We start from the raw sequence: 12,984 nt of genomic DNA, 5'->3' as shown, positions 1-12,984 counted from the left end.
CTTTTTTAATGCCAATGGTTGTTGCGATTGGTAAAAGAAATTAACATTATTATATGCAAAAAATATACAAACTATTTTCATCATCAATTCTAGCATTATTGTTATTAGTAATTTACGCAATAGCAATGGCAATGGCAACATTTATTGAAAATGATTATGGAACCGCAGTAGCATGGGCAAGTGTTTATGATTCATGGTGGTTTGAATTCCTACAATTAGGTTTGGTGATTAGTTTTATAGCGAATATTTTTAAGTACCGTTTATATAGAAAAGAAAAATGGGCAGTATTACTATTTCATTTGGCTTTTATAATTTTATTATTAGGTGCTGGAATTACTCGTTATAGTTCTTATAGTGGAATTATGAGGATTCGAGAAGGAGAAACTTCAAATGTCGTAATTTCAGATACAAAGTTATTATCGGTAACTTTGATAAGGGGAGAAGAACATACTCAAATTCGTAAAAAGTTGAACTTTTCGCCTTTAAAAGAAAACGACTTTACTATCAATAAAATATTTCAAGAACTTCCTATTGCTATTTCATTTAAAGAATATGTAGCTGATGCCTCGCCAGAAGTCATTTTAGATAGTATTAAAGGAGTACCCTTGTTAAAAATGATAACTACGGGAGGGAACGAAAGAAATACAATTTATTTAAAAAAGGGTGAAGTTGAGAAAATAGGTAGTCACGAACATGAAATAGGTTTTGAATCTGACAAAGAGGGAATCATTAATATATACGAAAAAAATGGCTTATTTCAAATACGAAGTCCTTTTCCTGTTGACTTCTTTATGATGGAAAACCAACAAGCAGGAAGAATAAAACAAGACAGTTTGCAAAAAATGTCGTTACGTACTTTGTACCGGTCTGGGGATTTCTCATTTGTACCTACTTCGTTTCATCCTAGAGGAAAGTTTAAACTAATAAGCACCTCTTCTAAAAAAATAGAGAATGATAAGAGTTTGGATGATGCATTAATTATAACAGTAAAGGTAGGAGATGAAGAGCAAGAAGTAAATATTTTATACCGAGAAGGTTTTTTACCCATAAAGCATCAAGTTGATTTTAAAAATGGTATAAAAGCAATTATTTCATACGGAGCAGGGGCTATTAAAATACCCTTTTCTATTAAATTAAATAATTTTGAATTAGAGCGCTATCCAGGATCTTCAAGTCCTTCTGCTTATACTAGTAACCTAACTGTTGTAGATGATAATATAAAATTTGACTATCGAATTTTTATGAATAATGTATTGGATTATAAAGGATTTCGTTTTTTTCAGGCAAGTTACGATACTGATGAAAAAGGTACTGTACTCTCTGTTAATCATGATTTTTTAGGAACTTGGATTACTTATTTAGGGTATTTACTCATGGGAATAGGTATGTTTTTTACGCTCTTTGGGAAAGCATCTCGATTTCAATTAATTCAGAGAAAGCTTAAAAAAGTAAAATTGAAAGGAACAATAAGTACATTTGTTTTGATCTTTACAAGTTTATCTTTATTGGCAGTCAATAAAAAAGATGGAGTTCCTATGACCTCAATAGATAGTCTTATACGTTTACAACAAACGCAACTAGATGAGGAACAAGCCAGATTTTTTGCACGATTATTAGTGCAGGATTTAGATGGACGTATAAAACCAATAAATACATTAGCATCTGAATGTATTCGAAAGCTGTCTAAAAAATCAAGCTTTAAGTATCTTATATCAGGAAATACGATACAATTAAATGTAAGTCAAGTTTTCCTAGGAATGCATATGGCTCCTCATATATGGCAGCGCATTCCTATAATTAAAGTAGATACAGGTAAAACCAAATATTTATTGAACACTATACCAAAAGGAAGTAATGGATTGTATTCATTTATTAGCTTTTTAGATAAAGATGGTAATTATTTACTAGCCTCTGATGTAGAGAAAGCCAATAAAAAGAAACCTTCGGAACGCAATGAGTTTGATAAAGAGGTACTAAAAATAGATGAAAGGTTTAATATTTTATACAATTTGTTTGCAGGAACATATTTAAGAATTTTTCCAAATAAAAAAGATGAGCATTACACGTGGTTTAGTTACCGCCATCATTTTAATGATTTTACAGAAGAAGATGCACGTTTTGCGAAAAATATATTGCCAGCTTATTTTAAAGATATACAAGAAAGAAAATATGAAGCAGCTTATGAAAAACTTATGTATATCAAAAAATATCAAGAAATACTAGGTAAAGAGATCATTCCATCATCAAAGCAGATTGAAGCAGAGTTGTGGTATCAGAACGCAAACCTTAATTTTTGGTTATTTCAAATACTTTTTATGACAGGATTTATGTTATTAATAGTGGCGGTTGTTAAAATGTTTTCTAATAAAAAAAAGGTATCTTTTGTATGGAATATGCTTATTGTAATAACATTAATATCATTTTTACTATTTACATTCAACCTTCTTTTAAGATGGTATATCGCTCAACATGCTCCATGGAGCAATGGATATGAAATGTTGGTTTTTGTAGCTTGGTGCTTATTACTAAGTGGTTTATTAAGCTTTAGAAAATCAGATTTTGTACTGCCTTTGGCTACATTGTTTGCAGGTGCCTTATTATTTGTAAGTTATTTAGATTGGTTAAGTCCTGAAATTACAAATCTAATGCCCGTTTTAAAGTCATATTGGCTAAAGATTCATGTAGCAACAATTGTTAGTAGTTATGCTCCATTGGCACTATCGGCAGTTTTGGGTTTGATGACATTGTTGTTAATTTCGTTTAAAACAGCCAAAACAAAGAAAATTATTGAGCTTAAAATTAAAGAACTTGCTTACATCAATGAATTATCCATGACAATCGGACTTTTTACTTTATCGGTAGGCACTTTTTTAGGAGGTGTTTGGGCAAATGAAAGTTGGGGGCGCTATTGGGCTTGGGATCCTAAAGAAACATGGGCTTTAATTAGTATAATAGTGTATGCAATCGTATTACATTTAAGATTTATTCCTAAACTAAATAATACATATACCATTAGTGTGGCTAGTATGTTTGCTTTTTGGTCAATTATTATGACTTCTTTTGGGGTCAATTATTATTTATCGGGTTTACATAGCTATGCAGCAGGAGATTCCGTTCCTATTCCTGTTTTTGTTTATTTAATTTTTGCGATAATGATAGGTACTTCCATAGTTGCATTTTTTAAAGAAAAAAGAAAAAAAATTAAAAAGAAATAAAAGCCCTCACAGCTATGTGAGGGCTTTTTATAGTCCTAATATTTAATTAAGGGACCAAAGGTTAAGAAAAGCGTTTTGCTGTTTCTTTTTCCAGTTCTTCTCTAAAATTGGGATGAGCAATAGATATTAAAGCTTTGGCTCTTTGTTTTAAACTTTTACCAAATAAATTAACAACTCCATATTCTGTAGCAACATAATGTACATGAGCTCTAGTAGTGGTTACACCAGCACCTTCTTTTAAAAATGGTGTAATTTTAGAAATACCTTTAGCAGTAATAGAAGGCATTGCTATAATTGCTTTTCCTCCTTTTGATAAGGAAGCACCACGCACAAAATCCATTTGTCCACCAACCCCTGAATATTGATATTTACCAATTGTATCAGCACAAACTTGACCTGTAATATCAATTTCAATAGCGCTATTTATAGCAGTTACCTTTGGATTTAGTTTTATAATAGAAGTATCATTGGTATAACCTGCTTCTTTAAAATGTACTAAAGGGTTGTCATCAATAAAATCATATAGTTTTTGAGATCCTACAGCGAAACAAGTTACTATCTTACCTGTTTTAATTTCTTTTTCCTCTCCAGTAATAATCCCTTTTTCAATGAGTGGTAAAACACCATCAGAAAACATTTCTGTATGAATTCCTAATCGTTTATGATTGGTTAAATTGTGAAGCACAGCATTAGGAATGTTACCAATACCCATTTGTAAAGTAGCGCCATCTTCTATTAATTCAGCAACATGCTTTCCTATTTTAGTTTCAATGTCTGAAGGAACTCCTAAACCAGATGTGTAAATGGGAGTATTAACCTCTACTGCGTAATCAATTTTGCTAATATGAATAATACCATCTCCATGAGTCCTAGGAACATTAGGGTTAATTTGTGCGATTACCTTTTTGGCAGTTTGTATTGCAGGTAATGTAATATCTACAGAAACACCTAAAGAGCAATATCCATGCTTATCAGGTGGAGAAACTTGTATAAAGGCTACATCTAAAGGATAAATATTACGTCTAAATAGCCAATGAATTTCACTTAAAAAGATAGGGACATAATCACCATTATTAGTATTGACCCCCTTTCTTACATTATCACCCACAAAACAACTTACCAATTTAAAAGCATTGCTATAAGGAGCTTCTAGGTATTTGGTTTTACCATGTGTGTGAATTTGAATAATTTCAACATTATTCAACTCGCTATATCTTTCACATAAATTATCTATTAACAAATTAGGAGTCATTGCTGCTCCTTGGAAGAATACTTTATTATTTGGTTTTACTATTGAAACAGCCTCTTCGGCAGTAACAATTTTTAAGGAATCTAAGTTCATTATTATACTTTAATTTAAAGGTAAAGATCGGGTAAAATAAGCTAAAATAAAATGATAAAAATCATAAAGAAAGTAATGAACTGTTTTTGAGGAGAAAAAAAATAAGTATATGATTTTATCAATATCTTGAATAGTAATAATAAGGAATATTTATAATTCTATAAGATAGTTTTTTTTAATATTTTTAAAGAAGGTTTATTAGTTTTTTTTATGATATAAACTATTGTTTATTAGTTGTTTATGTTTTGTTTTGAAATGTTTTTTATTTAGTGCTGAAGACTTAAAATAAAAAGCTTAGAGGGGCGTTGTACAAGAAATAAATAGAAATATTATCATGAAAAATTTAATCTTACAACCAAGAATAGTAGTGATTGCTATGACAAGTTTATTAGTAAGTTATGCTTGCGAATCAGAACTTGATAATACTTTGCCCCAAAGAGCTGTTTCAGCGCAGCTAAAAACTACGAATATGCATATGATAACAAACGGAATGGATCTTACTGCGATTAACGGAGTGCTAAGCCAAGCACAATCGGGAGATGTTATAGAGATAGAAAGCGGAACTTATGCTATTACAGGGAAGCTAGAATTAAAAGATGGAATAATTTTAAAGAAGAAAGTAGGAGCAGTAAGTGCACCTATTTTTGATGCTATGAGTAGTTCTACAAGTCAAATGCTAGAACAAGATTGGAAAACAGGAAACAAGAATGTAACTATTGAGGGAATTACTTTCTATAATATCCGCTTTAAAATAGAAAATGCTGATGGTATCTCTTTTAATGATTGCATTTTCGATCATGGAGTACGAAAAGCAGGAACGGATAAGAAAGAAACAAATGATGCTTATATACAAATAGTAAATAGTAAAAATATGAAAGTGGAATCGTGTGTTTTTAAAAGAAGAATGAATAATAGTGGGCGGGGTATTTTTGTAAAGCAATCTAATGATACTAAAATTACCAAAAACACATTTGGAGATACAGATGCTACTGCTTATTTCGTAACGGCTATTAATGATAATAGTACTAGAACCCTTATTGAGGAAAATATAATTAATAGAAATGCTTCATGGGTAAACGAGAAGGAAACAGATCATGGTATTTATGCGCATAGTTTTGATGGTTTAGTGATAAAAAATAATACCATTTCAGGGTGGCCAGCGGATGGTACAGGAGGTGCTGTTAAGGCTAGAAATGGTAAAAATTTAACCATTACGGAGAATACCATGAATGATTCCGGAATTATATTGAATGTATATGATAATTTACCTACTAAATATTTAAAAAATGTACTAATCAAGGATAATACAATAACTTTAAAATCAGGTGTTGTATTAAATAATACTTATAGTGGAATTGGATATTGGAAGAATACTGGAGATACTAGTTTTTATGAAGAGTCCATTAAAATAGAAGGAAATACCTTAACAAATGGTTTTTTAAATATCAGCGGCTCACATTTGAATACAGCTAAGTTTAATGAAAATGGAGGGGGAATTTATAATAACACAGCTGCTAAGCTTTCTATTCCCCAAGGGATTACTGAATCTAATAATACGACCATTTAATAACTCAGGTATATCTTATTAAAATAATACAATTATGAAAAACTCAATTTTAAAATTAGGTGCAAAATATATGGCCATAGGAGGGTTATTGGCAATATGTTCTTGTAGTTCAGAATTAGAAAAAGATTTGCCGCAAGCAAAACCTATTTCAAGACAGTTTGCGGCAAATACGTTGACTATAACAGCAGGAATGGATCTTGCTGGAATTAATGGGATATTAAGGCAAGCACAATCGGGAGATGTTATAGAAGTAGAAGGCGGAGTTTACGCTATTACAGGGAAACTAGAATTAAAAGATGGAATTACATTGAAAAAGCAAGCAGGTGCGGTTCCTGTTTTTAGTGCGAGATCTAAAACCGATGAAATGTTAGAGCAAGATTGGAATACAGGAAATAATAATGTAATTATTCAAGGGATTATTTTTCACAACATTCGCTTTAAAATAGAAAATGCAAGTAATACTAGTTTTAGTTATTGCATTTTTGATTATGGGGTGAGAAAGGCAGGAACAAATAAATGGAATAATACAAATGATGCTTATATACAAGTTACCAGTGGTGCGAATATAGAAATACGGTCTTGTTCTTTTAAAAGAAGAATGAATAATAGTGGACGGGGTATTTTTGTAAAGCAATCTAATGATACTAAAATTACCAAAAACGCATTTGGAGATACAGATGCTACTGCGTATTTCGTAACGGCTATTAATGATAATAGTACTAGAACTCTTATTGAGGAAAATATAATTAATAGAAATGCTTCATGGGTAAACGAGAAGGAAACAGATCATGGTATTTATGCGCATAGCTTTGATGGTTTAATGATAAAGAATAATACCATTTCAGGATGGCCAGCAAATGGGGAAGGAGGTGCTGTTAAGGCTAGAAATGGTAAAAATTTAACCATTACGGAGAATACCATGAATGATTCCGGAATTATATTGAATGTATATAAAAATTTACCGACAAACTATTTAGAAAATGTAGTAATAGTGAATAATAAAATAAATTTGAAATTGAATACTAAAGGAAATAATATCTATAGTGGAATCGGGTATTGGAAAGATACCAATGATGTTAATTATTATGAGAAGTCCATTAGAATAGAAGGAAATACTTTAACAAATGGTTTTTTAAATATTAGTGCTTCCAATTTAGATACAGCTAATTTTAATGAAAACGGAGGGGGAATTAGAAATAATACAGCAGCTGAGTTTTCTATTCCTTCAGGGATTGACCAGTCTAATAACACGATCATTTAGCAACTCAGGTATATCTTATTAAAATAATACGATCATGAAAAATTCAATTTTAAAAACAGGTGCAAAATATATCGCCATAGCAGGGCTATTGGCAGTGTATTCTTGTAGTTCAGAATTAGAAAAAGACCTACCGCAAGCAAAACCTATTTCAAGACAGTTTGCGGCAAATACGTTGACTATAACAGCAGGAATGGATCTTACTGGAATTAATGGGGTATTAAGGCAAGCACAATCGGGAGATGTTATAGAGGTAGAAAGTGGAACTTATACTATTACAGGAAAATTAGAATTAAAAGATGGAATTACATTGAAAAAGCAAGCAGGTGCAACAAGTGCTCCTATCTTTGATGCTATGAGTAGTTCTACAAGTCAAATGCTAGAACAAGATTGGAAAACAGGAAACAAGAATGTAACTATTGAGGGAATTACTTTCTATAATATCCGCTTTAAAATAGAAAATGCTGATGGTATCTCTTTTAATGATTGCATTTTCGATCATGGAGTACGAAAAGCAGGAACGGATAAGAAAGAAACAAATGATGCTTATATACAAATAGTAAATAGTAAAAATATGAAAGTGGAATCGTGTGTTTTTAAAAGAAGAATGAATAATAGTGGGCGGGGTATTTTTGTAAAGCAATCTAATGATACTAAAATTACCAAAAATAATTTCGGAGCGACAGATGATACCGCGTATTTTGTAACGGCTATTAATGACAATAGTAATGGAACTCTTATTGAGGAAAATATAATTAATAGAAATGCTTCATGGGTAAACGAGAAGGAAACAGATCATGGTATTTATGCGCATAGTTTTGATGGTTTAATGATAAAGAATAATACCGTTTCAGGATGGCCAGCAAATGGGGAAGGAGGTGCTGTTAAAGCAAGAAATGGTAAAAATTTAACCATCACGGACAATATTATGAATGATTCAGGAATTATATTGAATGTATATGATAATTTATCTGCAAATTATTTAGAAAATGTAGTTGTTCAAAATAATACAATAACGTTAGCAGGATATAATAATGATATCTACAGTGGAATTGGTTATTGGAAAAATACTAGCGATACTAGTTTCTATGAGAAATCAATTAAGATAGATAACAATACACTAATTAATGGAGCTATTAAAATAACTCCTTCCCACTTGAATATAGCTAGCTTTAATGAAAATGGAGGAGGGGTTCATAATAATACGGCTAAGGCTTATTTTATAGCAGCAGGTATTGATACATCAGGAAACATAACGAATTAACTTCTTTTATGTGGCTGATAATATCTAAAGTTATAAAATATTAAAACTTGAACACTGTCTAGAAAGTAATTTCTAGGCAGTGTTTTTTTATAAAGTACCGTCTCTTTTTCATATTAAGGAAACTCTTTTACAGTGTATCTAATTAATATTTGGTTTGTTTCTTGAAAAGTAACAAGAACCACATGCTCTTCCAGCCTTTCCAAAAAGGTAGTTTTCGAAAATACTTTTTGATTAAGATACCATTAAGAGGTCTTTCAATATATTTAGACTCTTTTTAAATAAGTTTATATATAGGGTAAGGTGTTTGTATAGAGTGTTTTATTGTTTCTTTGAAGGGTGCTAAGAAAGATCTAATATGGATTGTTATAAGGTTTAAACTATGATAAATATCATATAGAAGTTGCTTTATATTGTAGTTCTTTGTTAGGTAATTAAGCACTTATTTTTATGCCTATAAAAAGTTATTTAGCACATCCATATGAAGGAAAAAAGGAAGCATTAATTAAAGCAATCACTCTTATTAAGAAATGCGATGTTATTCCTGCAAGTAATAAAGATGTTTTAGTGGTTGTAACAGAAACTGAAACAGCAGTAGAAGAAGAAGCTTTAAAAGAACGATTAGAGGGCATTACTAGTTTAAGATTATTAGCAATGGTTTCGGGATTTAACAACCCTAAAAAAAACTAACTCATGCACGTATCAATAACGAACAGACGGAATTTTATAAAAAAAATGGCAGTACTTTCTGCAATGACAGCGGCAGCAACTATGTTTCCAGGTATTGTATTTGCTAATGAGCAAGAAAAAGGAGTGCCAGAAGGAGAAGATTTAGATTGGAAAAAAGGTCCCTGCCGTTTTTGTGGGGTGGGTTGCGGTATTCTGGTAGGAACTCAAAATGGAAGAGCAGTAGCAGTAAAGGGAGATCCTAATTCATCAGTAAATAAAGGATTGTTATGCGTTAAAGGATACCATCAAATTATGTGTATCCAAGCTAAGGATAGATTGACCCACGCTTTGGTAAAGAAGCATGGAAAATATGTAAAAACTCCTGTAAGCGAAGCGTTAGATATTGTAGCGAATAAGATGAAAGAAACAATTAAAATTTATGGAAAAGATGCTGTAGCAATGTACACTTCAGGGCAGTCAACAATACCCGAGGGGTATGTTGCTTCTAAATTGATGAAAGGAGCTATAGGAACTAATAATTTAGATTGTAATGCCCGTTTGTGTATGGCAAGCGCTGTAACAGGTTTTTTGACTTCATTTGGGGCTGATGAGCCTATGGGCTGCTATGAAGATATTGAACATGCAGATTATTTTGTTACATGGGGAAATAATATGGCGGAAATGCACCCCGTATTATTTTCAAGAATGTTGGCTCAAAAAAACAAAAAAGGTGCTAAAATAGTTGATTTGGCAACAAGAACTACACGTTCAAGTAGTGCTGCTAATAAATCTATTTTATTTGAACCTCAAACAGATTTGGCAATAGCAAATGCTATTTGCTATGAAATTGTACACAATGGATGGGTAAATAGTAAATTTGTAGAAGAGCATGTCAATTTTAAAAAAGGACTGACCAATATGGGCTATGGTTTGGAAGATAAATACAAGTTTAAAGACACCCCATCAACCATAAGTTTTCAAGATTATAAGATCTTTTTAGAAGATTATGCACCAGAGAAGGTTGAAAAATATGCAAAAATCTCGGCGAAAGATATCAAATATTTAGCAGCTATTTACGGAGATCCTAATAAAAAAGTAGTCTCGTTTTGGTGTATGGGAATGAACCAGCATACTAGAGGCACTTGGATGAATAATTTGGTGTATAATATTCATTTATTAACAGGAAAGATCTCAGCACCAGGTAATGGCCCTTTTTCTTTAACGGGGCAGCCTTCTGCTTGTGGTACCGCAAGAGAAGTAGGAACTTTTACACATAAATTACCGCATGGAGTAGTAATGAATGAAAAGGATAGACGTATGGCAGCTAAAATATGGAAAGTACCTTATGAAAGAATCCCTTCGAAACCTACATATCATGCTACAGAAATGTTTAGAGCTATTGATAGAGGGGATATTAAGTTTATATGGACGCAAGCTACAAACCCGTTGGTTTCTTTACCTAAAACAAGTAGGTATCGGCCTGCGATGAAAAAAAAGTCTTGCTTTGTGGTTGTTTCAGAGGTGTTTCCTACACCAACTTCTGATGTAGCAGATGTTATTTTACCAGCAAAATGGCATATTGAGAAAGGAGGACTTTATGGAAATTCAGAGAGGAGAACTCAATATTGGAAACCGATGGTAGCAGGACCTGGAGAAACAACTGAAGATGCATGGATGTTTATAGAAGTGGCTAAAAGAATGGGGTATGGTAATTTATTTCCTTACACAAAAGAAGGACATGTTGAAGAAATATATAATGAATACCGCCAATTTCATGCAGGGAAAAAACATAATATGGCTCCCTTGGAAGTTTTGGAAAAAGAATCAGGAGCTATTTGGCCTTATGTGAATGGGAAATCAACACAATGGCGGTATAATTCAAAATATGATCCTGCTTGTGAGAATGGGAAAGATTTCCATTTTTATGGGAAGAAGGATGGAAAGGCAATTATTTGGCAAAGACCCTATGAGTCAGCTCCAGAGATGCCAAATAAAGAATATCCTTTTTGGTTAAATACAGGACGCGTTATAGAACATTGGCATACAGGATCTATGACAAGACGTATTCCTATTTTACATAAAGCGGTACCCAATGCTTACGTAGAACTTCATCCAAAGGATGCCAAGCAATTAGGGCTTCATAATGGCGAAAAAGCAAGGGTAACTTCTCGTAGAGGTACTTGCATATTACCTGTTTCAATCAATGAAAGGGGGCTACCGACAGAAGGGCAAGTTTTTGTGCCATTTTTTGACGAAAATATGATGATTAATGATGTTACATTGGATGCTTTCTGCCCTATATCAAAAGAACCAGATTATAAAAAGTGTGCTGTTAAAATAGAAAAGGTATAATCATGAAAAAAGGATTCGGTGTCATATTATTATTCGGACTCCTTTTTATAGGTTTTATATGGGGATGGAATATTAATCATCAGGAGAAATTAGAAGCTACTTATATTCCTTTGAAAAAAAAGGAGCATTTTTCTATTATTCCTTCAGAGAGCGGTGTTTTTACAAGATCAATACATGCATTGGCTTATGCAAAAAAGCCTATTGATGAGGAGTATCAACGCAGTTTAAAAGATTATTATAAGAATAGAGCTTATCATGGTGCTCCCCCTAGTATTCCACATTCTGTTGATGAAAAACAAGGAATAGGAGGAAATGTTTGCTTGAAGTGCCATGAGAATGGTGGGTTCGTTCCAAAGTATAAGGCATATACTCCCGTGACACCACATCCTGAATTGGTAAATTGTAGGCAATGTCATGTTACTCAAAAAGGGAATGCTTTGTTTAAAAGTGGGGAATTTGCTGTAGTTAATCCCCCAAAAGTAGGAACAAATAAAGCACTACCTACGAGTCCACCCATTATCCCACATCAAATTCAATTACGAGAGAATTGTCTAGCATGTCATGCAGGACCAAGTGCTCCAAAAGAAATCAGAGTCTCTCACCCTGAACGAACGAACTGTAAACAGTGTCATGTTCCGAATACCAAAGAATTAATAGCGATCAAAGCTTTTACAAGAAAAACGAATGAATATAATTAATAAAATAGCTGTTTACTTTTTGGAAGTAATTTTCTTATTACTGATGATTTGTTGCAAACAAACAGATAAAAGCGAAACATACCATAACATAAGAGATCGGTTTTTAGAGGGAGGAAAACATTATAAAGGAATTACTATTTCTTCAGAAAAATATATGGAAGGCTTAGAGGTTTTAGAAGTAACAGAAAGAGAGATTACGTTTTTAATACCTAGCAGAAAGAACAAGATAAAATCTTATAAGTGCACAGCATGCCATACTGTACCTTTAGTAGAAATGCAGGTAGAAGGTATTAAAAAGGCTCATTGGAATATTAAATTGAGCCATGCAAATGAAGACACTATGAATTGCACAACTTGTCATGATGGCAATAATATGGATCATTTGAAAAGTTTGGCAGCTCATACCATTGATATTGATAAGAGTTTCAAATTATGTAGCCAATGCCATCAGGAGGTATATAAAGATTGGGTAGGAGGAGCACATGGAAAACGAATTAAAAGTTGGGCTTCTCCCAGAATTTCTATGACTTGCGTAAACTGTCATAATCCACATTTTCCAAGATTTGATAGTAGATGGCCAGCAAGATTCAATACAGAAAAAATTAAAGAACGAAAATAATTT

General features: G+C 32.4%; 9 protein-coding genes. 8 read left to right on the top strand and 1 reads right to left on the bottom strand.

The annotated features are described in order from the left end of the window. The first annotated feature begins 53 nt into the window (after positions 1–53). Complete coding sequence (gene ccsA, locus MARIT_RS08155) at positions 54–3,215, top strand: cytochrome c biogenesis protein CcsA (protein WP_100211249.1); 3,162 nt, start codon at positions 54–56, stop codon at positions 3,213–3,215. A gap of 61 nt (positions 3,216–3,276) precedes the next feature. Here the strand turns inward: ccsA and MARIT_RS08150 are convergent, their stop codons facing one another. Next, positions 3,277–4,557, bottom strand: a complete 1,281-nt coding sequence (locus MARIT_RS08150; protein ID WP_100211248.1) for an acetyl-CoA hydrolase/transferase family protein — start codon at positions 4,555–4,557, stop codon at positions 3,277–3,279. Positions 4,558–4,891: 334 nt separating this feature from the next. On the opposite strand from MARIT_RS08150, the gene MARIT_RS08145 reads away from it, so the two are divergent. From MARIT_RS08145 to MARIT_RS08115, 7 genes are all read left to right on the top strand, one after another. After that, the gene (locus MARIT_RS08145; RefSeq protein ID WP_100211247.1) at positions 4,892–6,124 is read left to right on the top strand and encodes a right-handed parallel beta-helix repeat-containing protein; all 1,233 of its coding nucleotides are present in this window, start codon (positions 4,892–4,894) and stop codon (positions 6,122–6,124) included. Between the two features lie 34 nt (positions 6,125–6,158). Beyond that, positions 6,159–7,385 (top strand): right-handed parallel beta-helix repeat-containing protein, encoded by a 1,227-nt coding sequence (locus MARIT_RS08140; protein ID WP_100211246.1) that lies wholly within the window; start codon positions 6,159–6,161, stop codon positions 7,383–7,385. Positions 7,386–7,419: 34 nt separating this feature from the next. Beyond that, complete coding sequence (locus MARIT_RS08135; RefSeq protein ID WP_100211245.1) at positions 7,420–8,646, top strand: right-handed parallel beta-helix repeat-containing protein; 1,227 nt, start codon at positions 7,420–7,422, stop codon at positions 8,644–8,646. Between the two features lie 447 nt (positions 8,647–9,093). After that, a complete protein-coding gene (locus tag MARIT_RS08130) occupies positions 9,094–9,333 on the top strand; it encodes a hypothetical protein (RefSeq protein ID WP_024740520.1) in 240 nt (79 codons plus the stop codon). A gap of 45 nt (positions 9,334–9,378) precedes the next feature. Further along, positions 9,379–11,664, top strand: a complete 2,286-nt coding sequence (locus MARIT_RS08125) for a molybdopterin-dependent oxidoreductase (protein ID WP_231975107.1) — start codon at positions 9,379–9,381, stop codon at positions 11,662–11,664. 2 nt (positions 11,665–11,666) lie between these two features. Continuing rightward, positions 11,667–12,362: a nitrate reductase cytochrome c-type subunit gene (locus tag MARIT_RS08120; protein ID WP_100211244.1), complete on the top strand. Its 696-nt coding sequence runs from the start codon at positions 11,667–11,669 to the stop codon at positions 12,360–12,362. Continuing rightward, complete coding sequence (locus MARIT_RS08115; RefSeq protein WP_231975103.1) at positions 12,349–12,981, top strand: multiheme c-type cytochrome; 633 nt, start codon at positions 12,349–12,351, stop codon at positions 12,979–12,981. Before MARIT_RS08120 ends, MARIT_RS08115 begins: the two co-directional genes overlap by 14 nt. Positions 12,982–12,984: the final 3 nt, after the last annotated feature.

Source organism: Tenacibaculum maritimum NCIMB 2154 (assembly GCF_900119795.1).
In the GTDB taxonomy this organism is placed as follows: Bacteria; Bacteroidota; Bacteroidia; order Flavobacteriales; family Flavobacteriaceae; genus Polaribacter; species Polaribacter maritimus.
This window is presented reverse-complemented; position numbering and strand designations above follow the sequence as displayed.